Raw genomic sequence first — 24,367 nt, 5'->3', positions numbered from 1 at the left:
CGCCCACGGCGCGCCGAGTGCTTGGCCCCGTGCGGTTTTGCAATCTCGGCAGCGGCAGCGGCGGCAACGCCACGCTGATCGAAGCGAGCCAAGGCATCACGCGCACGCGGGTGCTGGTCGATGCGGGATTCAGCCTGCGGGAGTTGAACAGGCGTCTGCTGCGCGCAGGCTGCGAGCCGGACAGCATCGACGCCCTCTTCATCACCCACGAGCACGGCGACCACATCGGTTGCGCGCTGGGCTTTGCCGCGCTGCACCGGGTTCCCGTGCTCACCAGCCGCGGCACTTGGCTGGCTGTGCGCGACAAGGCGACGCCGGATGTACGGCACGTGCCCGTTCAGCACGGCACGGCCGTCGATCTGGGCGATTTGCTCCTACACCCGTTCAGCGCGCCGCATGACGCGAACGAGCCCTTGCAATTGACAGCCACCGATGGTGCCCGTCGCCTGGGCGTGGTCACGGATCTCGGGAGTGCCCCTGCCTCAGTGGTCAGCGCCTTGCAGGGTTGTGATGCCCTGCTGCTGGAGTGCAACCATGACGAGGCGATGCTGCGTGCAGGGCGCTATCCGCCATCGCTCAAGCGGCGGATTCTGGGCACGCACGGTCATTTGTCGAACGAGGCCGCAGCGCTGCTGCTCCAGCAATGCTGGCATGCAGACCTGAGCTGCATTGCTGCAGCCCACCTGAGCGAACACAACAACCGCCCCGATCTCGCCGTGGCAGCCCTGCAAAACGCCATCGGCACCGACCGATCAGATATTCGCGTCGCCGATCCGAAATTGGGGCTCGATTGGCTGTCGCTGGGCTGAAGACCGCCCGCACGCCAGTGCGACGCAAAGTTTTGTAACTGCGCCTACAGACGCCCGGCACACGTCGCAAAAAAGAAAAAAGCCGCAGCTGCTTGCGCAGCGGCGGCTCTTTCCGAGCGAACGAAGTGATTACTTCGAGGCGGCGGAGGCGGCAGCGTCGACAGCCGAAGCGCCGGCGTCCACAGCGCTGGCAGCAGCAGAAGCGGCTTCGGTAGCGGCGGAAGCCGGAGCGGCAACAGCAGCAGGAGCCTCAACCTTGGGCTCTTCAGCCTTCTTGCTGCAAGCGGTCAGGGCAACAGCAGCCAGCAGGGAAGCCAACACGATCGACTTATTCATACTTGTCCTCAAAACGTTTAAACGACGGTGCACACCATAATTTTGGGGTCGTGCGCCGGGGCTTCTTGCACCGACTGCCGACCCCAGCAGAACAAGACGCGGAAAACCTCGAGCGCTTCCCTCGCCTAGCCCACGATTATAGGGGTTTGCGTGTCGAATTCACTCACAACCCCAAAGTCGTTGGCGCAAAAGAGTCGCTGGACCGTTGTACTAGGGCGTCATAGGTCTCCCCATGGCGCACCCAGGCGGCGCGGTCGATGGAAAGCTCACCGCGCCAGAAATGATGATCGAACAGCCGCAAGCTCAGCGACAGGTCCGCGCTGCTCAGCAACAACAGCGCTTCGGGCACCGACTCCAGCCGCAACTCCGGATCGACCGCCCGCGCCGTCACACAGTGGGCGAAATCTCGCCGCCAGCGCACGAAGCGCGGATGGACGCGCTGCACGTCGTCGTACTGCAGCGCCAGCAGGTGCAACTGCCGCCCCGGCCCCACCCAACGACCCAAGCTGTCCAGCACCGACGGCTGCGACCAGGGCCACTCAGCGAACGTGGCGTCCCACGCACGGATTTCCCGCACCCGCTGCTCGGCCGCCCAGGCCACGAGCTCCGCCACCAGACGCTGAAAGTCCGCACGGCCGGCGAAGCTTTGCGCGTTCATGACGCATCCGGCTGCACCCAGCCGTCCTCCGCCCACTGATCGAGCAGTTCGCGCGCACCGTCCGACAGCCGCGCCACATCCGCCGCCGACAACTGCCGCTGATCCGCCAGTTGCCGCATCAGGCGCGCGTCGCGCCCACCGGCGCGGAAGCTCTCGCCGTTGAGGAACACATGGGCCGCGTCATACAGCATGCGGCTTTTGCGATCCAACCTCACCCCCGCGCCCGGCGGCACCACATCGCCCGGCTCGAACCACACCTGGGCCTTCGGCTCGGTCAAGGCCTCACCCAGCGCGCGCTCCAAGGCATGCGGGCGCTGCACGGCCGCCTCGACGGCCTTGCGGGCAAAGGCCAGCAGGTCGGCCGGCACCTCGGCGGGTTGAACGGATGCGGGCTGTTTGGGGTCGGCATAGAGCTTGCCCGCGGCGTCCACGTCGTCGAGCAGGCGCGGCAGCAGTTCCGCGGCCAGCCCTTCAGCGGTCGAGGCACGAAAGCCCACCGAGCCAGTCATGCACCCCGCCCCCACCGCCACCCCGTCGTGCGCCCAGCCCGGCGGCAGGTACAGCATGTCGCCGGGCTCCAGCACGTAGTCCTGTTCCGGCTTGAAGTTGGCAATGATCTTGAGAGGCACATCGTCGCGCAGCACCGCGTCCTTTTGCGGCGCGATCCGCCAGCGGCGGCGCCCCGCCAACTGGATCAGGAACACGTCGTAGGAATCGAAGTGCGGGCCCACGCCGCCGCCGTCGCTGGCGACGGACAGCATCAGGTCGTCCAGACGCGCATCGGGCACGAAGCGGAACCGGTCCATCAAAGCTCGCGCGGCGGACAGGTGCTGGTCCAGCCCCTGCACCAGCAAAGTCCAGCCGGGCTTGGACATGGCCGGCAGTTTGGCCACCGGGCCGTGCTTGAGCTTCCACTGCCCGTCAAACGCCGTGACCAGGCGCGACTCCACGTCGTCCCGCGCCGCCAGTGCGGCGAGTTCCTTCAGCGACGCCGGCGGCACGGCCTCAGGAAACGCCTGGCGCACGAGCAACGGCTTTTTCTGCCAGTGCTTGCGCATGAACTGGGCCGGGCTCAGGCCGGCGAGCATGGGGGTGGGGAGATCGATCTGCATCCAGCCATTGTGCCGAGAGGGCCTGTGGGAAAATTGATTTCATGCAAGTGACCCGCCCCTGTGTCGTCTCCCTGCGCTGGAGACTGGACGATGCCCAAGGCCAGTTGATCGACGAACTGACCGAACCGATGGAATTTCTGGTGGGGGGTGACGACCTCTTTGCCAAGGTCGAGTCGGCCCTGGAGGGCCAGGAGGCCGGCTTCGAAACCGACCTGGCGCTGCAGCCCGAAGAAGCCTTCGGCGACTACGACTCCAATCTGGTGTGCTTTGAAGCGCGCAAGCTGTTCCCGCAGGACGTGCAGCCTGGCATGCAATTCGAAGGTTTGCCGGAAGGTGCCGCCACCGAAGGCATGCCCGCAGAAGCGGTGTACACGGTGACCGAGGTCTACCCCGAGCACGTCGTGCTGGACGGCAACCATCCGCTGGCGGGCATCGGCCTGCGCATGCACTTGGTGCTGCTGGACGTGCGCACGGCCACCGAGGAAGAGGTGGAAGCCGGTTCGGTGGGTGAGCCCATCTTCATGGTGCAAACCGGCGCGCCGCCGGACGAGCCGCTGCACTGAGGCTGAGGCCAACGGGTGGCTCACGCGCCGATGCGCGCGGCCATGGCACCAAAGACAAAGGGCGCCTGCAGAGGCGCCCTTGTTGTTTGCACGGCGGGGATGTCAGCCCTTGCCCGTGGAGCCAAAGCCCCCTGCGCCGCGGGACGACGCATCGAAACTGTCCACGCGCCGGAACGTGGCCTGCACCACCGGCACGATGACGAGCTGCGCGATGCGATCGAACGGCTGGATGGTGAACTCGGTCTGGCCGCGGTTCCAGCAGCTGACCATGAGCTGGCCCTGGTAGTCGCTGTCGATGAGACCGACCAGGTTGCCGAGCACGATGCCATGCTTGTGGCCCAGGCCGGAGCGCGGAAGGATGATCGCGGCCAGGCCCGGATCGCCGATGTGAATGGCCAAGCCCGTAGGGATCAGCGTCGTCTGGCCAGGGACCAGCGTCAGGGCTGCATCCAGGCAGGCGCGCAGGTCCAGGCCGGCGCTGCCGGGAGTGGCGTAGGCGGGAATCTGCTCGGCCATGCGGGCATCGAGCACTTGCAGGTCAATCGCGGTCATCAGAGTCGCTTCGATAGGTCTTGGATCAGCTCACGCGCCAGACTGAGCTTGTCGGATCGCGGCAGCTCGCGCTGGCCCTGCTCATCGATGAGCAGCAACGCGTTGTCGTCCCGACCGAACGTGGCCGGGCCCAGGTTGGCCACGATCAGCGGAATGCCTTTGCGGCGCCGCTTGGCCTCGGCGTACTCGGCCAGCTTCTCGCTCTCAGCGGCAAAGCCGACGCAGTAGGGCGGCTGCGGCAGCCGGGCCACCGCGGCCAGGATGTCGGGGTTCTCGGCCATGGCAATGGTGGGCGCCGTGACGCCGCCCTCGGCCTTCTTCATCTTGTGCTCATGGCTTTGCGCCGGCCGCCAGTCGGCCACTGCCGCGCTGGCGATGAAGACGTCCTGCTGCGCCGCCAGCGGCAGCACGGCATCGAACATCTGCTGAGCCGACTGCACGTTGATGCGCTTCACGCCGCGTGGCGTGGGCAAGTGCACGGGGCCGGCCACCACCGTGACCTCGGCCCCGGCCTCGGCCGCAGCCCGTGCGATGGCAAAGCCCATCTTGCCGCTGCTGTGGTTCGTGATGCCTCGCACCGGATCGATGGGCTCGAACGTGGGGCCGGCGGTGATGAGCAACTTCTTGCCGCGCAGCGTCTTGGGCGCGAGGAAGGCCTCGACGTCGTCGAAGATCTCCTGCGCCTCCAGCATGCGGCCATCGCCCACCTCGCCACAGGCTTGGTCACCGCTGGCGGGGCCGATGACGGTGGCGCCATCCGCCAGGATCTGCGCCACGTTGCGCTGCGTGGCCGGGTGGGCCCACATCTCGCGGTTCATGGCCGGCACCACCAGCAGCGGGCACGCGTCGATGCGGCGGGCCAGCGCGGTCAGGCTGATGAGGTCGTCCGCCCGCCCTTGGGCCAAGGCGGCGATCGCGTCGGCGCTGGCGGGCGCCACCAGCATCACATCGGCCTCCCGGCTGAGGTTGATGTGGGCCATGTTGTTGGCGGGGCGGCTGTCCCACTGCGAGGTGTAGACCGGCCGCCCAGACAGCGCCTGCATCGTGACCGCCGTGATGAACTGCTCCGCCGCCTCGGTCATCATGACCTGCACAGTGGCACCAGCCTTCACGAGCAAGCGCGCCAGCTCCGCGATCTTGTAGCCAGCAATGCCGCCGGTCATCGCGAGCAGGATGTGTTTGCCGTGAAGGGGACTCGTCATCACTTCTTCCTGAACACCAGATCCCACACACCGTGGCCGAGGCGCAGGCCGCGTGCCTCGAACTTGGTCAACGGCCGATAGGCGGGCTTTTCAGCGTAGCCTGCAGAGGTGTTCTGCAGCGCGCCTTCCGCCGACAGCACTTCGAGCATTTGCTCGGCGTAAGGCTGCCAGTCGGTCGCACAGTGCAGGTAGCCCCCGGGCGCCAGGTGCTTCACCAGGTTAGCAACAAATTCGGGCTGGATCAGCCGGCGCTTGTTGTGGCGCTTCTTGTGCCAGGGGTCGGGAAAGAAAATGTGCACGCCAGCAAGCACGCCCTCCCCCACCATGTCGCGCAGCACCTCGACCGCGTCGTGCTGCACGATGCGGATGTTGGGTATCTGCTTCTCGTCGATGAGTTTGAGCAGCGCGCCCACGCCGGGCTCGTGCACCTCGCAACCGATGAAATCGTGGTCGGGCAGGGTCTTCGCGATCTCGGCGGTGGCACCGCCCATGCCGAAGCCGATCTCCAGCACCACCGGCGCCTGGCGGCCGAAGGTGGCGGCGAGGTCCAGCTTGTCAGCCTTGTAGGGCAGCACGAACTTCGGGCCCAACTCGGCCAAAGCCTTGATCTGGCCCGTGCCCATGCGGCCGGCGCGGGTGACGAAGCTCTTGATAGCGCGCCGGGGCGGGTCCTGCTGCGCGTCGGAGGAAGCGGGAGTGTTCGGGTCGTCCATCACCCGATTGTCGCCATCACCATGGGCGCGGTGGCCACGTCGGCATCGCCCAGCGTGCAAGCCGCCAGGTACGACGCCACGGCGCGGTCGGCAGCGGCTTCATCGGCGGCATGCACCAGGGCCAGTGGTTCACCGGCGGCAAACCGGGTGCCCACAGGCTGCACCGCAGAGAAGCCCACACGCATGTCGATCGCATCGCCCGCCTTGCGGCGACCGCCACCCAATTCGACGATGAGCACGCCCAGATCTCGCGTGGCCATGGCCTGCAGCATGCCGGCACGCGGCGCCGGCACGGGCTTCACGACAGGTGCAGCGGCGAGGTACTGGGCGGGTTTGTCGAGCAGGTCAGCCGGGCCGCCGAGCGCGGCCACCATCTGCGCGAACTTCTCGGCTGCAGCGCCGCTGTCCAGCGCCGCCTGCAGCTTCACGCGGGCGGCGGCCGCATCGGGCGCCAGCTTGCCCAGCACCAGCATCTCGGCGCACAGCGCCAGCGTCACCTCGTGCAGGCGGGCCTCGCGCGGGCCGTCACCCTTCAGGTATCGCACCGTCTCCCAGATTTCCAGCGCGTTGCCGACGTCGGTGCCCAGGATCTGGTTCATGTCGGTGATCAGCGCGCGGGTCTTGAGTCCGGCGCCACCGGCCACGGCCACGATGCTCTCGGCCAGTTCGCGCGCGAAGTCGGGCGTGGACGCAAAGGCGCCGTTGCCGCACTTGATGTCCATGGCCAAGCCTTCCAGGCCGGCGGCCAGTTTCTTGGACAGGATGCTGGCGGTGATCAGCGGCACGCTCTCGACCGTGGCCGTCACGTCGCGCGTGGCGTAGAAACGCTTGTCTGCGGGCGCGAGGTCAGCCGTCTGGCCGATGATGGCGCAGCCCAAGGACCGCACGAGTTGGTCGAACTTGGCGGGGTCAGGCGTTGTGCTGTAGCCGGGAATGGCTTCGAGCTTGTCCACGGTGCCGCCCGTGTGACCCAGGCCCCGGCCGGCGATCATGGGCACGTAGCCACCGCAGGCCGCCACCATGGGCGCCAGCATCAGGCTGACCTTGTCGCCCACGCCGCCACTGCTGTGCTTGTCCAGGATGGGGCCCGGCATGTCGGGCCAGCGCATCACGCGCCCGGAGTTCATCATCGCGCGCGTCAGCAGCACGGCTTCATCGCGGCCCATGCCGCGCAGAAATACGGCCATGCCGAGGGCCGCCACTTGGCCTTCGCTCCAGGAGTTGTCCACCAGGCCGCGGACGAAATGGTTGATTTGCGCTTCGTTCAGCGCCAGGCCGTCGCGCTTGGCGCGGATGATTTCTTGGGCAAGCATGGATGCAGATCAGTAAGCAGCGGTGGACGCGGTGGAGGCCGCACCGCTGAGCACCGCCTCGATGTCAGTCAGCAGACCGCTGGCGCCAAAGCGCAAGCGCTGCGGGTTCAGCGCGCCGGCGCCCAGCGTGGCTTCCACCTGAGCGATGTAGCCCGCGGCATCGGCCACGGAACGCACACCGCCCGACGCCTTGAAGCCGGCCGCCGACAGGCCGCTGGCCTTGATTTCCTTCAGCATCACGGCCGCCGCGGCCGGCGTGGCGCCAGTCGAGGTTTTGCCGGTGCTGGTTTTGACGAAGTCCGCACCGGCCGCCAGGGCCAGCCGCGTGGCCTGGGCGATGCGCTCGGGCGTGGCCAGGGCGCCAGATTCGATGATGACCTTCAGGGTGAGCGGCCGCGACGCGAAGCGCACCTCAGACAGGAATTCCGCCACTTCGGTGGCCCGGTCGGCCAGCAGCGCGCGGTACGGCAGCACCACGTCCACCTCGTCACCGCCGGCCTGCCCGATGGCGGCCACATCGGCCAGTGTGCGGGTCAGATCGAGTGCGCCGTCCGGGAAGTTCGCCACGGCCGCCACCTTGACGGCGGCGGGCAAGGCTGCACGCGCCTGTGCCACGAAGCGCGGCCACACGCACACCGCGGCCACGGGGCCGTTCGCGGTCTGCGCGCGCTGGCACAGGGCGTCAATGTCGGCCGCCGTGTCGCCGTCGTTCAGGCTGGTCAGGTCCAAGCAGGCCAGCGCAATGCGGGCGGCGGCCTGGAGGTCCTGGGCGTGCGCGGTGGTCACAGCGCCACGTCCTTCAGGCTGGCCACCAGCGCGGCCAGGAAGCCTGCGGCCCGCTCGCCGGACACCTGCGCCTGCTTCAGGGTCAGGTCGTGCGTGAGGGCTTCGGCCGACAGGCCGGCCGCCATGTTGGTCATCAGGGCGATGCCCATCACCTTCAAGCCGGCATGGCGCGCCAGGATGGTTTCCGGCACGGTGCTCATGCCCACGGCGTCGGCACCCCACGCGGCGAACATGCGGATCTCGGCCGCTGTCTCGAACTGCGGGCCCAGCGCCCAGCAGTACACGCCCTCGCCCAGCATCAGGTTCTCGCGCTTGGCCAGGGCCAGCGCGTGCTTGCGCAGGTCGGCGTCGTAGGCGTTGACCATGTCGACGAAGCGGTGGCTGCCCTGCTCGCCCACCAGCGGGCTGCGCTGCGGGGCGTTGATGTGATCCGAAATCAGCATCAGGCTGCCCGGCGGCATGTGGCCGCGCAGTGAACCCGATGCATTGGTCTGCACCAGCACCTTCACGCCCCAGGATTTCAGGGTGCGCAGGGCGCCGGCCATGCCGGTGCATTCGCCCGACTCGTAGGTGTGCGCACGGCCCCGCAGGAACACCACGCGCTGGCCACCGATGTGGCCGACCACGATCTCATTCACGTGCCCTTCCACCTTGGGCTGCGGGAAGGCCGGCAGTTCGGTGTACGGCAGGTTTTGGCCGTCTTGCACATGGCTCACCGCACCGGCCCAGCCCGAGCCCAGCACCACGGCGACTTCCGGCGCAGCGCCGAACAGGGATTGCAGCTTCTCGACGCTCGCGCGGATCGCGACGTCGAGGGTCTTGTTGTCGATCATGGAAAACCTCAGAAATTGAGATGAGAGGGCCCGAAGCTGTGGGGCAACAGTTCGGCCAGGGTCCAGCGCTGGCGGATGCCGCCAGGATCGCCGGCAATGATGACAAGCTCATCGGGCACGGAGAACTCCCGGAGCTTTTGGCGGCAGCCGCCGCACGGCGTGATGATGTCCGGGCCCGGCCCGGTGACGAGCGCCACCTTGGCCTGCTTGCCGCCGGCCATGATCATGGCGGTCAGCGCCGACGGCTCGGCGCACCAGCCTTGTGGAAACGACGCGTTCTCGACGTTGGCGCCGATGTGGATGCGGCCCTGTTCGTCGAGCAGGGCCACACCGACCCGGTACTTGGAATACGGCGCGTGCGAGAACTCGCGGGCGCGCAGCGATTCGGCCAGCAGGCGGTCCAACAGCTCCTGGGTCAGCTCCATCTCAGCGCTCCTTCACGTAGGGGCGGCCGAGGGCCTTGGGGGCGATCGCGGAGCCGATGAAGCCAGCCAGCAGCACCACCGTCAGGATGTAGGGCAGCGCCTGGATCAACTGCACCGGCACCTCGCCCACGCCGGGCAGTTGCACGCCTTGCAGGCGAATGGCCATCGCGTCCAGGAAGCCGAACAGCAAGCAGGCGCCCATGGTCGGCAGCGGCTTCCACTTGCCGAAGATCATGGCGGCCAGGGCGATGAAGCCGCGACCTGCGGTCATGTTGGGGGAGAACGATGCGTTTTGCGCCAACGTCAAATAGGCGCCGGCAAGACCGCACAGCACGCCGTTCATCAACAGCGCCTGGTAACGCAGCCGCTGCACCGACATGCCAGCCGCCTCCACCATGGCCGGGTTCTCGCCCACGGCGCGCAGGCGCAGCCCCGGGCGCGTGCGCTCCAGGAAGAACCACACCGCCGCCACCATCAGGAACGCGACGTACACCAGCACGTTGTGACTCAGGAACCCATGGCCCACCACCGATGCGAACCAGTGACCCGGTTGGGGTTCGGCAAAAGCCGGGGCCAGCGCGGTCAAGCGAACCTCGGGCGCGATCGGGGGCGTTTGCCCGCCTTGCGCGAACCAGGCGATGCCCAGCACCACGGTCAAGCCCGCAGCGATCATGTTGAGGGCCACACCCGACACGACCTGGTCGCCCCGGTTCGTGACGCATGCAAAGCCATGCAGCACCGACGCCACACATGCCACGGCAATGGCCGCCAGCACGCCGTACACGGTGGACTGCGTGACCGCGGCCACCGCCGCCGCGGCAAACGCGGCGAACAGCATCTTGCCCTCCAGGCCCAAGTCCACCACCCCGGCACGCTCGGACAGCACACCGGCCATGGCGCACAGCAGCAAGGGCGCCGACACCCGCAAGGTGGACGCCAGCACCGACGCGATCAGCACGTCATCCATCAGCGGCCTCCCTTCATCGCGGCGTAGACGCGGGCGAACAGCGGCGCGCTCACCGTGGCCATGGCCCCGGAGAACAGCACGATCAAGCCCTGGGCCGTCACCACCATCTCACGGCTGAAGCCTTGCAACTCGAAGCTCACTTCCACCCCACCCTGGTACAGCACGCCGAACAGCAGCGACGCCAGCACGATGCCCACCGGGTGGTTGCGGCCCATCAGCGACACGGCGATGCCGGTGAACCCGGCGCCGGCCACGAAGTCCAGCGTCAGCTTGCCTTGCACGCCCGAGATTTCATTGATGCCCACCATGCCCGCCAGCGCGCCGGACAGCGCCATCGCCAGCAGCACCTGCTTGCGCGGCGCAATGCCGGCGTAATGCGCCGCCCGCGGCGCGCTGCCCACGGCCCGCACGGCGTAGCCGGCGGCGCTCTTCCAGAGGAACCACGCGACGAACACGCAGGCCAGCAAGGCAATGACCAAGCTCAGATTCAACGGCGACGAGGGCAGCTCGATGCCCACCGCTGCGGCGATCTGGTGCAGCGCCGGCATGCGGGCGCTGTCGGCGAACTCGGCCGACTCCACCGCCATGCTGCCCGCCGGGCGCAGCCAGTTCACCAGCAGGTAGCCGTTCAGGCCCGCCGCCAGGAAATTGAACATGATGGTGGTGATGACGATGTGGCTGCCGCGCCAGGCCTGCAGGTAAGCCGGCAAGGCCGCCCACAGCATGCCGAACACGGCCGCCGCCACCACCAGCAGCGGCAGCAGCACCACGGCCGGCAGCTTGGCGCCCAGCCACAGCGCCACCAGTGCCACGCCAACGCCGCCGAGCGTGGCTTGGCCCTCGCCGCCGATGTTGAACAGGCCGGCATGGATGGCCACCGCCACAGCCAGGCCGGTGAAGATGAAGGTGGTGGCGTAGTACAGCGAGTACCCAAGGCCGCGCACGCTGCCCAGCGCGCCGTTGAGCAGCACGGTCAGCGCCTGCCAGGGGCTGTGGCCGATGACCAGCACCACCAGGCCGGCCACGACCAAGGCGATGGCCAGGTTCCACAGCGGCAGCAGGCCGATGTCGATCCAGCGGGGGAGTTGAATGGGCTGGCTCATGCAGCGACTCGTTCTTCTTGAGCGGCCATCAGCAGGCCAAGGCGCTTTTCATCGCAATCTTCGATGGCGAGTTCGCCGGTGATGCGGCCTGCGTTCATCACGACCACACGGTCGGCCAACGCCAGGATTTCATCCAGCTCGCTGCTGACCAGCAGCACCGCGCAGCCGGCGTCGCGCAAGGCGCGCAGCTGGTTGTGGATGAATTCGATGGCGCCGATGTCCACACCGCGCGTGGGCTGGCCCACGAGCAACACCGTCGGCTGCTCGCCGATCTCGCGCGCCAAAATCAACTTTTGCTGGTTGCCGCCGGAAAACTTGGAAGAACCCAGGTGTTCGTCGCGCGGGCGCACGTCAAAACGCTCCTGCATCCCGCGCGTGGCCGCCTGCATCACCGCATGGTTCATGGCCGCGCCCTTGCGGTACTTCGGCAGGTTCTGATAACCCAGCACGGCTGATTCCCAGGCCGGGAAGCTCATCACCAAACCCACGGCATGCCGGTCTTCCGGCACATGGGCCAGACGCAGCGGCCGGGCTTGGGCGGTGTTCAGCCACGCGTCAGGCGCAAAGGTTTGACCGCCCAGCTCCAGCCGCCCGGCGTCCGGCGCACGCAAGCCCGACAGCACTTCGAGCAGTTCGCTCTGCCCGTTGCCCGACACGCCCGCCACGCCGACGATTTCGCCCGCTTTGAGCGTGAGGCTCACGTCCTTCAAGGCCGGCACGCCGTTGGCATGCTTGAGCCCCAGGCCCGTGGCCTGCAAGCGCACTGAGCCGGCATGCACTTCCAGGCCGGCGGGGCGGCCCAGCGTGACCTTGCGCCCCACCATGCTCTCGGCCAGCGCTTCTTCGCTCCAGTCGGCAATCGGGCGCGTTTCCACCACTTGGCCGGCCCGCATCACGGTCACCGCGCTGCACAGGCTCATCACCTCGCGCAGCTTGTGCGTGATCAGGATCAGCGTGGTGCCGCGGGCCTGCAGCTTGCGCAGGGTCACGAAGAGCTGGTCGGTCTCCTGCGGGGTCAGCACCGCGGTGGGCTCGTCCAGGATCAGGATCTTGGCGCCGCGGTACAGCGCCTTCAGGATTTCCAGCCGCTGCAACTCGCCCACGGGCAAATCGGCCACCACCGCGTCCAGCTGCACGTGCAGGCCGGTTTCAGCCATCAGCGCGTCCAGCTTGGCGCGCACCTTGGCCTTGGACGGCGCCAGGAAGAACCCGCCCTCCGCGCCCAGCATGATGTTTTCCAGGCAGGTCAGCGTGTCCACCAACATGAAGTGCTGGTGCACCATGCCGATGCCCAATTCGATGGCCTGCTGGCTGTTGGCGATGTGAACCTGCTGGCCGTCAATCTCGATGTGACCCGCGTCGGCGTGGTAGTAGCCGTAGAGGATGGCCATCAGCGTGCTCTTGCCGGCGCCGTTTTCGCCCACCAGGCCATGCACACCGCCTGCGGCGATGTCGAACGACACCTCGCGGTTGGCTTGCACGGCGCCGAAGCGCTTGGAAATCGCCCGCAGGCGAACTGCCGGCGTGCTCATGGCGCCTGCACCCGCTTGGCGCGGCCGCGCCACCACACCAGCCAGCCCGCGCCGCCCAGCAGCAGCGGGAACACCACGCGCAGCGCGACGTTCAGGGTGCGCCCGGTTTCTGGCGGGAGCGTTGCGAACCACTGCATCAAGGCGGCCATGACCATGACGCACAGCAGCCAGGTCAATCCGCCCAGCACCACGGCGCCCAGCAGCGCCACCAGCACACGCTTGCTCATCGCGGTGAAATCAGAACTTGCAGGCGTTGTCGGCCATGTAGTCAGCCACCTTCACCTTGCCGGAGATGATGTCTGCCTTGATGGCGTCGACCTTGGTCTTGAGGGCCGGCGTCAGCAGCTTGGCGTTGTGCTCGTCGGCGGCGTAGTCCACGCCGCCTTCCTTCAGGCCGAGCACCTGCACGCCGGGCTTCCAGCCCTTGAGCACGTTGTACACGGCCACATCCACGCGCTTGACCATGGAGGTCAGCATGGTGCCGGGCTGCACGTGGTTCTGGTTGCTGTCCACGCCGATGGCCAGCTTGCCCGCATCCTTGGCGGCCTGGTACACGCCGATGCCCGTGCCGCCGGCCGCGGCGAACACCACGTCCGAGCCCTTGGCGAACTGCGCCTTGGCCAGTTCACCGCCGCGTGTGGGGTCGTTCCAGGCAGTGGAGGTGGTGCCGGTCATGTTCGAGAACACTTCGATCTTGGCGTTGGTCGCCTTGGCGCCCTGCTCGTAGCCGCACTGGAACTTGCGGATCAGCGGGATGTCCATGCCGCCCACGAAGCCCACCTTGCCGCTCTTGCTGACGAGTGCGGCCATGGCGCCGACCACGTAGCTGCCCTCTTGCTCCTTGAAGAGCACGGACTGCACGTTGGGCAGGTTCACCTGGGCGTCGATGATGGCGAATTGCGTCTTGGGGAAGTCTTTGGCCACCTGCTGCAGCGCTGACGCCTGGGCAAAGCCGATGCTGATGATGGGGCTGGCGCCCCGCTCGGCCATGCGGCGCAGGGCCTGCACGCGCTGGGTGTCGTTGCTGATCTCGAACTCGAGATAGGCCTTGCCCGACTCCTTCTTCCACTGCTCGGCGCCTTGGTAGCCGGCCTGGTTGAAGGATTTGTCGAACTTGCCGCCCATGTCGAAGATCACCGCAGGCTGCTGAGCCTGGGCCACGGCCGACACGGCCCACAGCGACAAAGCGGCCAGGGTCCGTGCAGAGAGCAAAGAAGAGGTCATGGGCTGGGTGCGAGCGAGGCGAAAGGGGCGCATTGTAGAAAACATCCCTCAAGTTTTACTGACTAGGAAAACACTGAGCCCCGCCTACAGGGCGGCGCCCGGCTCAGCCTGGCTGCGCGTGACGCAGTTTTCGATGCGCCGCGCGGGCATGGGGCAGCCACCCCAGTGTCGCCCATCGCCGCCACATCAGCAGGCCTCGAATCCACTCATCCGCCGCGTAGGCGATCCACACGCCCACCAGGCCCCAGCCCAGGTGCACGCCCAGGAACCAGCTGCCGCCCGCCAACACCACCGCCATGGACGCCGCTCCGGCGATCACCGGGTAGCGGGCGTCGCCGGTGGCACGCAGCGCATTGATGACCACGAGGTTGAAGGTCCGCCCCGGCTCCACCAGCACCGTCCACCACAGCAGGGTGCAGCCCAGCGCAATGATTTGCGGGTCCGACGTGAAGCGCGACACCAGCCACGGCCCCGCCAGCGCAAAGCTGCCCGCCACGACGAACGCCACCACGATGCCCAGCGCCAACGACTTGCGCACCAGGCGGTGCGCCGCGTGCAACTCGCCCGCGCCAATCATGTGGCCGACCAGGATTTCCACGGCAAAGCCGATCGCCAGGCCGAACATCAGGATCACATGCAGGAACTGCATCGTGTAAGCGTGCGTGGCCAGGGCGTGCGAACCCATCTGCGCCACGGCCGCCAGGCTGGTCATGAACGCTGCCCGCCAGGCGATGTTTTCCGCCGCGCCGGGAATGCCGATGTGCAGCACGGTGGCCAGCGGCGCACGCACCAGGCGCCACCAATCCGCCCACAGCAACCGCAAGTCCAGCCGGCTGCGCCACAGCGTGATGTGCAGGCCCAGGCCCACCCCGCGCCCCAGGATGCACGCCAGCGCGTAGCCCGGCAGCCCCAGGTGCGGCATGGCCAGCAGCGCCACGGTGAGCGTGATGATTTGAATGACCACCACCACCACCAAGGCCTCGCGGCTGCGCAGGTGCGCCCGCATGACGCTGGACATGTTGGCGTTCCAGGCATCCAGCAGCAGGGCCGGCGCCAGCGCTTGCAGCAGCGTGCGCGCCAGCGGCGCCACGTCGGCCGGGGTGTTCACCATCTGCAACATCGGCCCCGCGGCCAGCAGCGCCGCCGCAGCGCCAGCCAGCCCCAGCCAGGTGCTGGCGCCCACCACGGCCCGGGCTACGGCGTCGGCCTGGTCGCGGCGGCCAGCGCCCAGGGCCTGCGTGACCGCCACGCTCACGCCCGCCCCGATCACCCGGAACAGCACGAACAGGGCGGCAAACACCTGATTGGCGATGCCAAACGCCGCGCCGCTCTGGTCAGACAGGCGACCCGCCAGCGCCGTGCCGATCACGCCGATGCCAATGCCCAGCAACAGCTCCAGCAGCAGGGGCCAGGTCAGCGGAAACAGGCGCGGACGGGCTGTCATGCCGCGCTCCGAGCAGACGTCACGACGGGGAGAACAAGGTTCACAGGCAGGCCGGGGCAAAGGTGGCAGATGGTATCGACGTAACCCACCTGAAACCGGGCAAACCCGAATACCCGCGTGCAGTCCGACGCGAATTCGTGCGCCCGAATACCGGCCCCGTTGCCCCTGCGTCGCCGGGTGTTTCCCGAAGTCTGTCGGCTGCGCCCGACAGGCGCGCCCCGCTGATTCAGGTGACAGGTTTGTCCCACTCTGCGCGGGCGGGGCGGCTCACCAGAATGCGCCGCTTCTTCCAACCCGCGCCCGGCCTTGGGCGCCACAGGAGCTCGCATGAAGACTTGGTTCAAGCTGACCGCCACCGCCCTGGCCGTGGCCGCCACCGGCGCCGCCCACGCGGCCAACACCAACTGCCTGGACGTGCGCGTCAATAGCGCATCCCCCATCGTCAACGGCGACGTGGACGTGCACGTGGACGTGGCCATCACCAACGTCTGCCGCACCGCGGTGCAGGTGCTGCGCTGGCAACTGCCTAGCGATCAGATGAGCGGCGCGCTGTTCCGCGTGACCCGCGACGACGCCCCGGTGCGCTACACCGGCGCCGTCGTCAAGCGTGCAGCGCCCACCGCCAAGGACTACGTCGAGATCGCCGCCGGTGCCACACTGAACTACAAGGTTGAACTGACCGGCCATTACGACTTCAATCGCAACGGCCGCTATGCCATCGAGTTCCTGAGTGACCGTGGCACCCACGGCGCCGGCGCACAAACGATGCACAGCACCGCAGCTCACTACCTGTGGGCACAAAACCGCAACGAAAAGCTGGACGCCCAAGGCAGCGCCGCCGCCAGCACGGACGCTGCCACCGCCCTGGCCGCCCCCACGGCCACGGCCGCAGCGGCCAGCATCTCCTACACCGGCGCTTGCACTACCACGCAAAAGTCCACGCTGGCCTCCGCCGTGACCGCAGCCACCAACTACGCCACCAACTCGGCGGCCTACCTGAGCGGCACGCCCTCGGCCACGGCGCGCTACACCAGTTGGTTTGGCGCCTACACGCTGGCGCGCTGGAACACCGCCAAGGACCACTTCGTGAAGGCCCGCAACGCATTCCAAACGGCCGCGCTGACGCTGGATTGCAGTTGCAAGGACACCGGCACATTTGCCTACGTGTACCCGACGCAGCCGTACAAGATTTACGTGTGCGGCGCCTTCTGGAACGCCCCCATGACCGGCACCGACAGCAAGGGCGGCACGCTGGTGCACGAAATGATGCACTTCAACGTGATTGCCGGCACGGATGACTGGGCCTACGGCCAAAGCGCGGCTCTGAGTCTGGCCAAGTCCAACCCCACCAAGGCGCTGGACAACTCCGACAGCCACGAGTACTTCACCGAGAACAACCCGTTCAAGAACTGAACGGCGACTGCCGTCATTCCGCGCCACCTTCGGGTGGCGTTTTTCATGGGAAGCCGCCACTCCACAGGCGGCCCCTTCCGCTAGGCTTGCGCCCCATGCCCCTGCCCCGCCAACTCGCCGCAGCGCTGTGCCTGCTGGCCAGCCCCGCCATGACCCTGGCCGCCACCCCTCAAGCCGCCGACCTCGCCTGCCGCTTCCGGGCCGAATCCAACCCTGCCGGCCTCGTGCACCTGCACTTCACGCTGGTGAACCAGGGCCTGCATGACCTGCAGTTGCTGCGTTGGGGCAGCCCGTTTGAAGGCGGCTGGTTCGGCCGATTCGTGCAGGTGCGCGGCCCGCAGGGTGAGGTGCCGTTTCAGGGCGCCCTGCGCAAGCGTGGTGACCCGGCCGCGGGGGACTACCTGCTGCTGCGCGCCGGCCAACAACTGCAGGCCAGCCTGACGCTGAACGACGCGTACGCCCTGCCCGCCCAAGGCCCGCTGGAGCTCAAGGCCCAATGGCGCTGGCACGACGTCATCACCGACGGGCCGGCGCCGCGCCCGCGCGACCGCCACCAAGGCTGGGAGCAAGACTGCGGCACGGTGCGCCTGGCGCGTTGACGGCCATGAGCGCCGCCCCCGAAGCCCGACTCCCCGGGCTGGACCTCCTGCGCAGCCTGGCCATCGTCTGGGTGATGCTGTTCCACACCTTTCTCATTGGCGGGCTGGGCGCGCCATGGGATGCCATCACGCGCTTCGGTTGGGCGGGGGTGGACTTGTTCTTCGTGCTCAGCGGGTTTCTGATCGGCTCGCAATGGCTGGGCGCCCTGCAACGGCGCGAGCCGGTGCGCTTGCGCGACTTCTACCTGCGCCGTGCGTGGCGCATCCTGCCGGCCTACCTGGTGGTGGTGGCCGTGTATGCCAGTGCCCCGGCGCTGCGCGAGGCGCCGGGCCTGGCGCCGCTGTGGCAGTTTTTGACCTTCACGCTGAACCTGTGCATCGACTACGCGCAGAACCAGGCGTTCTCGCATGCCTGGTCGCTGTGCGTGGAGGAGCACTTCTACCTGCTGTTCCCGGTGCTGGCCCTCGCCCTGAACCGGCGCGCCACCGCGCGCGGCGTGGCGCTGGCGGGCGCTGCGGTGGTGCTGGGCGGCATTGCACTGCGTACCGCGCTGTGGTGGCACGGAAACGCCACCCAGTCCGACCGCCCCTGGTTCATTGAAGACCTGTACTACCCCACGTGGACGCGGCTGGACGGCCTGCTGGCCGGCGTGGGCCTGGCCGCCCTGCGGGTGGCGCGCCCCGCGCTGTGGCAACGGCTGCAAGCCCAACCCGGGCGCTGGGCTGTTGCGGGGGGCCTGCTGCTGGCCGCGGCGTTCTCGCTGTTCGACCACCGCACCGGGCTGCCCGCCAATGCCGTGGGCTGGCCGCTGCTGTCAGCGGGGTTGGCCTGCCTGGTGCTGGCCGCCGCCTCGCCGCGCCTGCCGGCCGTGCCGGGCATGGCCTGGCTGGCGGGCCTGTCGTACAGCCTGTACCTGAGCCACAAGCTGGCCCTGCACGCGGTGCACACCTGGGTGGCGCCGGCCCTGGGCTGGCAAGGCCTGGCCATGGTGCCGGTGTACGCCCTCGCGATTGCGGCGCTGGGTGCCGCGCTGCACTACGGCGTGGAGCGGCCGGGCCTGCTGCTGCGCGACCGCGTGCGGCGCCCGCTCAGGGTTGCGGCTTGACCTTGGCGCCAGCCAGCTGGGCGATGCCCGCCAGCGTGGTTTGCGCCGCGTTCAGGCCCAGCAGGAAGTCCTTGTCGGAGTAAGTGCTGTACAGGTCGGTCGGCTGGTGCCAGTGCGGGTTCCAGCCAGCGCCGATGTGCATGCCGCGCTCGTTCTCACGCAACGACACCGCCGGGATCAGGTCCATGAAGGGCACCGAGTCGGTGTTCGTCATGCGATGCCCCACGGCGGCGGGGTAGTCGGTGGCGTAGAACTCGTTGGCACTGCGCAGGTGCCAGGCCAGCTTGGCCGAGGCGTCCGCCTGCTTGGAGTTGATCTGGAACTCGATGTTGACGTCGGCCTCCGCCCGCTGCTCCTTGGGTGCGGTGTAGAGCGGCAGGCCGCGTGCATCCAGCTTGGGCCGCCCCTGGTCATCCAGCTGGGGCACGGGCATGCCGTGGTCGAACAGCAGCATGTCGTGCTGGATGAGGCCCAACCAGCGCGGCTCGGGGTAGCGGCCCGAGCCCGGGGGCGACTCCAGCCCCTGCAGGTCTTTGCGCTGCGCGATGTAGGCCTGCGCGCCGTTGAGGCCGGTCTCTTCGTTGTTCCACAAGATGAAGCGGATGGACCGCTCGGTGCTCACGCCCGGCGCGCTGAAGATGCGGGCCAGCTCCATCACCAGCGCGGTGCCGGAGCCGTCGTCGTTGGCGGCCTCGCCAAAGCCCAGGCCGTCCATGTGGGCGGACACGAGGTACATCTCGTCGGGCCGGGTGGTGCCGACTTTGGTGCAGTACACGCTCTCGCGCGGCGAGGTGCCCACGGGCGTGAGTTCGGCGTTCAGGGCGCGCAGGCGCTCGTCGGGCTGCGCCATGGGGTCGGCGTTCACGCCGATGGCGGCGCGGTTGCCAAACAGCGTGCCCCCGCCTTGCGCCGCCGGCCCGGCCGCACGGCGCGGTTGCAAGGCCACGGGCCCGCGGCGCGCCGGCTCGGTGAAGTCGTAGCGCAGGCGCTCCACCGGCGTGCAGCCGTAGGCCCGCAGCTGGGCTTCGATCCAGTCCAGCGCGGCGCGGTTGCGGGCGGTGCCCTGGCGGCGGTCACCGAACTGCGTCAGGCCTTTGATGGTGGCCTTGTAGGCGCTCAGGTCCAGCTGGCCCACGAGATGTGCCACAGGGTCAGGCGTCGCCGCAGTGGCGGCGGCGGTGCCGGTGGCAAGTTGGGTTTGCGCCTGCACCGCGGCGGGCGGCAGGGTCAGGCCCAGGGCAAGGGGCAACAAGATTCGCAGCATGGCAACGCAAGAACGGTTCATCGGGCGGGGGATGCTAGGCGCCCCCTGCCCACGCGCCGGAGGTCACGCCCGGTTCAGCCGGTGCACCAACGCCACCACCAAGACCGCGGCCGCACCGTAGGCCGCGGCGCTGCCCAGGGTGGCCTGCCCCAACAGGCCGAACAGGTCCAGCGCCGGCACGCCCGTGCGTTGCAAGTTGAGGTACAGCGCAAACAAAAAGGCCGCCAAGAACGCCCGTGAACCGCGCGTCAACCGCCCCAGCAACACCGCAAGCGCCCCCGCACAGGCCACGCCGGCCGCGCAGGCAAACCCACCCACACCCCAGGCCGCGTCGTTGCGCCAGGCGGCAGGCAGCAACAACACCCACCCCCAGGCCACAGCCACGCCCACCAGCCGCAGCCCGCGGGCGCTGGCGCCGCCGGGCGCGGCGGCCAGCAGCCCCGTGGTGCCCGATTGCCACTCGCGCGAGGCAATGTCCGCCAACGCCAGCCCCCAGGCCGCCAGCGTGGCGGCCATCACGCCGGGCAAGGCCAGCGCCGGCACCGTGGCACCGGCCAGCGCCCCGGCGACGGCGGCCGCCGCCAACAACGGCTGCGCATGCCACACCAGCGTCAGCTCGGCCAGCGCCGGCCCCCACGGCCGCGGCAGGCGCACCGCACCCAGCCACATGCGCCCCGCCCCGCGTCGCAAGGGCTGTCGGATGACGTTCAACGCCCGCTGCAGCACCCCGGCACGCGCTGAAGCACGGGGCCGAACGCGGTCTGGCGCATAGCGATGGAACACCGCGGCGGCCAGCCCCAGGGGCAGCATCGCCAGCAGCATGGAGCCCAGGCGCAGCGCCACCAGCTCGCGCGTCCACAAGCCGGCGGGCATGCGCAGCACGGGCAGCGCCGCATCGAACGGGCCACCGCCCACCGTCACGTGCGCCACGTCCAGCAGCTCGCTCAGCCCCACCACCAGCACCGAGCTGCCCTGGAAGTCAAACACCTGCCAACCACTGAGCGCGAGCCGCCCCTGGCTCAAGAACACCGGCATGAAGGCCATCTGCCCCAGCCACAGCAACCAATACAGCACGTCGCCGCGCTTGGCGATCAGCGGGGCCCAGGCATCGGCCAGCACGGCCAGGCTCGCGCACCACATCAAGCCCGGCAGCAGGCCCAGCAGCAGCATCTGCAGGTAGGGCGTGGGCTGCAGCGGGCCCTCGCCCCGCAGCAGTTGCAGCACCCACACGGTCAGCATGGCCAGCGTGCCCAGGCCCAGCAGGTAGGCCACCCCGCCCAGCCAGCGTGCGCCCAGCAGTTGCAGCGGCCGCGCGGGCGTGGCGGCCAGCACCGCAGCGGTGCCGCATCGCAGGTCTTCCTCGGTGCGCCCGCGGGTCAGGTAGAAGCCCGCCAGGCCGAACAGCAAGGCCCCCATCAGCGTGGTGGCGAAGGCCAGCGCCTGGCTGTCGTAGGCCATGCGCTGGCGGTGCACCACCATCAACGCCGCGCCCGAGGCCGGGTCCAGCACCATGGCCCAGGTCAGCGCCACCACGGCCAGCAAGGCCACCAGGCTGCTGCCGCGGCGGCTGCGCAAACGCCACTCGTGCAGCACCAGAGCCCACATGCCGGCGGCGCTCATGCGGCCTCCGCCACGCGGTCAGCGCCCGCCTGCGCTTGAAGCAGCGCCAAGGCCTCTTCCAGCGTGGGCTGAACGGGCTCGGCGTCCATGCAGGGGCGGGTGTCGTGCGCCAGACGCAGCAGCAGGCCGTCGCCCACCGGCTGGGCTTGAAGCATCTGTACCGTGGCCGGCAGGCGGCCCGCCGCGGCCGACGACAGCTGCACCCGCCAGACGCGCCCCTGGGCGGCCTCGATGAAGCTCTGCGGCGACTCGAACGCCAGCAGCCGGCCCTGGCGCATCACAGCGATGCGGGAGGCGAGGTTTTCAATGTCGGACGCGATGTGGGTGGACAGCAGCACCAGGCGCCGCTGCCCCAGGTCGCCCAGCAGCCGCCGAAACCGCAGCCGTTCCTCCGGGTCCAACCCCGCGGTGGGCTCGTCCACGATCAGCACGTCGGGGTCGTTGAGCAGCGCCTGCGCAATGCCCAGGCGCTGGCGCATGCCGCCCGAGAACGCAATGGCCGGCTGGTGGGCCTGGTCTTGCAGGTTCACCAGCGCCAGCAGTTCATGCAGGCGGGCGGCGTTGCGCACGCCCTTCAGCGCCGCGAAGTACGACAAGAACTCCAGCGCCGTGAGGTGCGGGTACACGCCGAAGTCTTGCGGCAGGTAGCCCAGGCGCTGCCGCATCACGTCGGGCCGGGCCACGATGTCTTGCCCGTCCAGCAACAGCTGCCCGCGCGTGGGCCGCGTCAGCGTGGCCAGCAGGTGCAGCAGAGTGCTCTTGCCCGCCCCGTTGTGCCCCACCAAACCGACCACACCGGGCGTGAGTTGCAGCGTGACGCCGTCCACCGCCGTGCGGCTGCCGTAGGTCTTGTACACGTTGTCGATGTGCAGCATGGGCACCTCCTGTCCTCGATGCGAGGCAGGTTAGGCAGCACAGGCCTGCGGGCCAACGGGCACACGACAGGCCGGCGTGCCGGCGGATCAGGCGGCCGTGGGCGCGGACAGGCGGCTGGGCGCGGGCGGGGGGCTCAGAGCCAGCCCAGGCGACGGAAGCGCCAGAACAGCAAACCGCTGACGGTGGCGATCGCCCCGAGTGCCATCGGGTAGCCGTAGGCCCATTTCAGTTCGGGCATGCCCTCGAAGTTCATGCCCCAGATGCCGGCCAGTGCGGTGGACGCGGCAAAGATCGCAGCCCACGCGGCCAGCCGCTTGGTGACGAGAGACTCGTCGATGGTGACCAGCGTGAGGTTGACCTGGGTGGCCGCGATGATGGTTTCACGGGCGGCTTCGATGCTGCCCTGCAGCCGCACGAGGTGGTCATCCACGTCGCGGAAATACTCTTCCATCGCGCGGCACACCTGGGGCACGCGACCGCCGTGCAGCTTGCCGGCCACTTCGCGCAGCGGGCTGACCGCGTGGCGCAGCACCGCCAACCGCTGCTTCAGCGCGAAGAGCTGTTGCACCACAGCCTGCCGGTCCCGCCCCTTCTGGAACATGGTCTCTTCCAGCTGCTCCAGCTCGGCCTCAACGGCATCCATGAGTGGGAAGTACCGGTCCACCACGGCGTCCATGAGGGCATAGAACACGAAGCCCGGCCCCATGCGCAGCAGATGCGGCTCGCGCTGGGCCCGGTCCCGCACGCCGAGAAAGCCTTGGGTGCTGCGGTGCCGCACCGACACCACAAAGCGCGCGCCGACGAACACGTGCACCTCGCCCACCTGCAACTCACCGGGCTCGCCGTCTTGCGCGGGCTCCACCAGGTGCATGGCGGCGAACAGCAGGTCGCCGTACTCCTCCAGCTTGGGCCGCTGGTGGCCCTTGCGGGCGTCTTCCACCGCCAGCGGCGGCAGGTTGAGCTCGCATTGCAGCAGCGCCAGCTCGGCGTCGTCCGGGTCTTTCAGCGCGATCCACACAAAGCCCGATTGCCGCGCCAGCGCCTCCGACACCCCAGCCAGGCCGGGCTCGGCCACGACGCGGCCGTCGTCGTACAGGACGCAGTTGATCAGCATGGGCGGAGGTGTGGGGTGTGGGTGCGCGTGGCCGGCAGGATCAGTGCGGGATCAGCGCAGCGTCAGCGCTTGAGGGCCAGCCCATCGAGGTCGATGCCGCGCTCGCGCGCCAGCGCTTCCAGCACCGGCAGCAAGGGGCCGAGCTTTTCGTCCAGCGCGTCGCGCACGGTGTCCACCACCACCTGGGTGCTGCGCTCGATCTCGATGTGCACCACGTCGCCCACGGTCTTGGCGCCGAAGGTGGTCATGCGCAGGGTTTCGGGAATCAGCCACACCTCGAACCAGCCGGAGCCGTCACGCTCGCGGTGGGCTTCCGCCACCGTCAGGCTGCAGCCGTTGACGCCGATGTAGCCCTTGGCGAACACGTAACGCATCCACGGCGCGGGCAGCGCGAAGCGGATCACGTGGTTGTTGTCAGGCTGGCGGATCTCGGCAATGCGGGCCGACACATCCACATGGCCCGACAGCGGGTGCCCGCCGATCTCGACGCCCTCCTTCGCCGCCCGCTCCACGTTCAAGCCCGAGCCGGCCTGAAGGCCGCCCAGCGTGGTGAGGTTGAGCGTCTGGGCCATCACGTCGAAGGTGGCCACGTCGGGTGCAGGCCGCTCGGTGACGGTCAGGCACACGCCGTCGCACGCCACGCTGGCGCCAATGGCCAGGTCCTGGTCGAAGCCTTCAGGAAACTTCAGGTGCAGGGTGTGCAGCCCCTCGCGGGCCAGGATGGACTCAACGCGGGCGACGCCCTGGACGATGCCTGTGAACATGATGAAAAAAGGCCCCGCGAGGGGCCGTTTTGGGAGCGT

Annotated in this window: 25 protein-coding genes; 5 read left to right on the top strand and 20 right to left on the bottom strand. The window is 68.7% G+C overall.

The genetic code is table 11. The features are described from left to right. Positions 1–29 precede the first annotated feature (29 nt). The gene (locus ACG01O_RS07620) at positions 30–809 is read left to right on the top strand and encodes an MBL fold metallo-hydrolase (protein ID WP_394383170.1); all 780 of its coding nucleotides are present in this window, start codon (positions 30–32) and stop codon (positions 807–809) included. Between the two features lie 499 nt (positions 810–1,308). Here the strand turns inward: ACG01O_RS07620 and ACG01O_RS07615 are convergent, their stop codons facing one another. Together ACG01O_RS07615 and ACG01O_RS07610 are read right to left on the bottom strand one after the other, a co-directional pair. Next, positions 1,309–1,803 (bottom strand): hypothetical protein, encoded by a 495-nt coding sequence (locus tag ACG01O_RS07615; RefSeq protein ID WP_394383167.1) that lies wholly within the window; start codon positions 1,801–1,803, stop codon positions 1,309–1,311. Then, positions 1,800–2,915 (bottom strand): JmjC domain-containing protein, encoded by a 1,116-nt coding sequence (locus ACG01O_RS07610; RefSeq protein WP_394383165.1) that lies wholly within the window; start codon positions 2,913–2,915, stop codon positions 1,800–1,802. The genes ACG01O_RS07615 and ACG01O_RS07610 overlap by 4 nt, the downstream gene beginning before the upstream one ends. A 41-nt stretch (positions 2,916–2,956) precedes the next feature. Here ACG01O_RS07610 and ACG01O_RS07605 point away from each other — a divergent pair, with 41 nt between their 5' ends. Next, positions 2,957–3,478, top strand: coding sequence for an FKBP-type peptidyl-prolyl cis-trans isomerase (locus tag ACG01O_RS07605; RefSeq protein WP_394383161.1), 522 nt, complete (start codon positions 2,957–2,959; stop codon positions 3,476–3,478). A gap of 102 nt (positions 3,479–3,580) precedes the next feature. On the opposite strand, the gene dut is transcribed toward ACG01O_RS07605, so the two are convergent. The 13 genes from dut to ACG01O_RS07540 all read right to left on the bottom strand — a co-directional run bounded on the left by dut (position 3,581) and on the right by ACG01O_RS07540 (position 15,572). Then, complete coding sequence (gene dut, locus ACG01O_RS07600; RefSeq protein ID WP_394383158.1) at positions 3,581–4,030, bottom strand: dUTP diphosphatase; 450 nt, start codon at positions 4,028–4,030, stop codon at positions 3,581–3,583. Continuing rightward, positions 4,030–5,232: a bifunctional phosphopantothenoylcysteine decarboxylase/phosphopantothenate--cysteine ligase CoaBC gene (coaBC, locus tag ACG01O_RS07595; RefSeq protein ID WP_394383156.1), complete on the bottom strand. Its 1,203-nt coding sequence runs from the start codon at positions 5,230–5,232 to the stop codon at positions 4,030–4,032. Before coaBC ends, dut begins: the two co-directional genes overlap by 1 nt. Beyond that, the gene (trmB, locus tag ACG01O_RS07590) at positions 5,232–5,945 is read right to left on the bottom strand and encodes a tRNA (guanosine(46)-N7)-methyltransferase TrmB (RefSeq protein WP_394383153.1); all 714 of its coding nucleotides are present in this window, start codon (positions 5,943–5,945) and stop codon (positions 5,232–5,234) included. The genes coaBC and trmB overlap by 1 nt, the downstream gene beginning before the upstream one ends. Further along, the gene (gene deoA, locus ACG01O_RS07585) at positions 5,945–7,258 is read right to left on the bottom strand and encodes a thymidine phosphorylase (RefSeq protein ID WP_394383149.1); all 1,314 of its coding nucleotides are present in this window, start codon (positions 7,256–7,258) and stop codon (positions 5,945–5,947) included. The genes trmB and deoA overlap by 1 nt, the downstream gene beginning before the upstream one ends. Before the next feature lie 9 nt (positions 7,259–7,267). After that, the gene (gene deoC / locus ACG01O_RS07580; RefSeq protein WP_394383146.1) at positions 7,268–8,044 is read right to left on the bottom strand and encodes a deoxyribose-phosphate aldolase; all 777 of its coding nucleotides are present in this window, start codon (positions 8,042–8,044) and stop codon (positions 7,268–7,270) included. Further along, positions 8,041–8,877 carry a purine-nucleoside phosphorylase gene (locus ACG01O_RS07575; protein ID WP_394383143.1) on the bottom strand — a complete coding sequence of 279 codons (837 nt, stop codon included), beginning with the start codon at positions 8,875–8,877 and terminating at the stop codon, positions 8,041–8,043. The genes deoC and ACG01O_RS07575 overlap by 4 nt, the downstream gene beginning before the upstream one ends. Positions 8,878–8,885: 8 nt before the next feature. Further along, positions 8,886–9,302 (bottom strand): cytidine deaminase, encoded by a 417-nt coding sequence (cdd, locus tag ACG01O_RS07570; protein WP_394383140.1) that lies wholly within the window; start codon positions 9,300–9,302, stop codon positions 8,886–8,888. Position 9,303: 1 nt separating this feature from the next. Continuing rightward, the gene (locus ACG01O_RS07565; protein WP_394383137.1) at positions 9,304–10,269 is read right to left on the bottom strand and encodes an ABC transporter permease; all 966 of its coding nucleotides are present in this window, start codon (positions 10,267–10,269) and stop codon (positions 9,304–9,306) included. After that, the gene (locus ACG01O_RS07560; RefSeq protein WP_394383134.1) at positions 10,269–11,372 is read right to left on the bottom strand and encodes an ABC transporter permease; all 1,104 of its coding nucleotides are present in this window, start codon (positions 11,370–11,372) and stop codon (positions 10,269–10,271) included. Before ACG01O_RS07560 ends, ACG01O_RS07565 begins: the two co-directional genes overlap by 1 nt. Beyond that, positions 11,369–12,904 (bottom strand): ABC transporter ATP-binding protein, encoded by a 1,536-nt coding sequence (locus ACG01O_RS07555; protein WP_394383132.1) that lies wholly within the window; start codon positions 12,902–12,904, stop codon positions 11,369–11,371. The genes ACG01O_RS07560 and ACG01O_RS07555 overlap by 4 nt, the downstream gene beginning before the upstream one ends. Continuing rightward, positions 12,901–13,131, bottom strand: a complete 231-nt coding sequence (locus ACG01O_RS07550; protein ID WP_394383129.1) for a hypothetical protein — start codon at positions 13,129–13,131, stop codon at positions 12,901–12,903. Before ACG01O_RS07550 ends, ACG01O_RS07555 begins: the two co-directional genes overlap by 4 nt. A gap of 10 nt (positions 13,132–13,141) precedes the next feature. After that, entirely contained in the window at positions 13,142–14,128 is a 987-nt protein-coding gene (locus ACG01O_RS07545) for a BMP family lipoprotein (protein ID WP_394383127.1), read from the bottom strand. Between the two features lie 103 nt (positions 14,129–14,231). Next, positions 14,232–15,572 (bottom strand): MATE family efflux transporter, encoded by a 1,341-nt coding sequence (locus ACG01O_RS07540; protein WP_394383124.1) that lies wholly within the window; start codon positions 15,570–15,572, stop codon positions 14,232–14,234. Between the two features lie 327 nt (positions 15,573–15,899). On the opposite strand from ACG01O_RS07540, the gene ACG01O_RS07535 reads away from it, so the two are divergent. From ACG01O_RS07535 to ACG01O_RS07525, 3 genes are all read left to right on the top strand, one after another. Continuing rightward, positions 15,900–16,985 (top strand): M35 family metalloendopeptidase, encoded by a 1,086-nt coding sequence (locus ACG01O_RS07535; protein ID WP_394383122.1) that lies wholly within the window; start codon positions 15,900–15,902, stop codon positions 16,983–16,985. A 95-nt stretch (positions 16,986–17,080) separates the two neighbouring features. Further along, the gene (locus tag ACG01O_RS07530) at positions 17,081–17,584 is read left to right on the top strand and encodes a hypothetical protein (RefSeq protein WP_394383119.1); all 504 of its coding nucleotides are present in this window, start codon (positions 17,081–17,083) and stop codon (positions 17,582–17,584) included. A gap of 5 nt (positions 17,585–17,589) precedes the next feature. After that, positions 17,590–18,690, top strand: coding sequence for an acyltransferase family protein (locus ACG01O_RS07525; protein ID WP_394383116.1), 1,101 nt, complete (start codon positions 17,590–17,592; stop codon positions 18,688–18,690). Here ACG01O_RS07525 and ACG01O_RS07520 read toward each other — a convergent pair. The 5 genes from ACG01O_RS07520 to ACG01O_RS07500 form a co-directional block, all read right to left on the bottom strand. Continuing rightward, a complete protein-coding gene (locus ACG01O_RS07520; protein WP_394383113.1) occupies positions 18,674–19,954 on the bottom strand; it encodes a M28 family peptidase in 1,281 nt (426 codons plus the stop codon). The two genes, ACG01O_RS07525 and ACG01O_RS07520, sit on opposite strands and share 17 nt — an antisense overlap. Before the next feature lie 63 nt (positions 19,955–20,017). After that, positions 20,018–21,574: a hypothetical protein gene (locus ACG01O_RS07515; RefSeq protein ID WP_394383110.1), complete on the bottom strand. Its 1,557-nt coding sequence runs from the start codon at positions 21,572–21,574 to the stop codon at positions 20,018–20,020. Next, positions 21,571–22,449 (bottom strand): ATP-binding cassette domain-containing protein, encoded by an 879-nt coding sequence (locus ACG01O_RS07510; protein WP_394383106.1) that lies wholly within the window; start codon positions 22,447–22,449, stop codon positions 21,571–21,573. Before ACG01O_RS07510 ends, ACG01O_RS07515 begins: the two co-directional genes overlap by 4 nt. Positions 22,450–22,583: 134 nt before the next feature. Beyond that, positions 22,584–23,564, bottom strand: coding sequence for a magnesium and cobalt transport protein CorA (locus tag ACG01O_RS07505; RefSeq protein WP_394383103.1), 981 nt, complete (start codon positions 23,562–23,564; stop codon positions 22,584–22,586). Positions 23,565–23,626: 62 nt separating this feature from the next. Next, complete coding sequence (locus tag ACG01O_RS07500; protein ID WP_394383100.1) at positions 23,627–24,328, bottom strand: riboflavin synthase subunit alpha; 702 nt, start codon at positions 24,326–24,328, stop codon at positions 23,627–23,629. Positions 24,329–24,367 lie beyond the last annotated feature (39 nt).

The organism is Pelomonas baiyunensis (assembly GCF_043555935.1).
Classification (GTDB): Bacteria; Pseudomonadota; Gammaproteobacteria; order Burkholderiales; family Burkholderiaceae_C; genus Pelomonas; species Pelomonas baiyunensis.
Note: the sequence above shows the minus strand (reverse complement) of the source record. Positions and strands in the feature narration are given on the sequence as shown.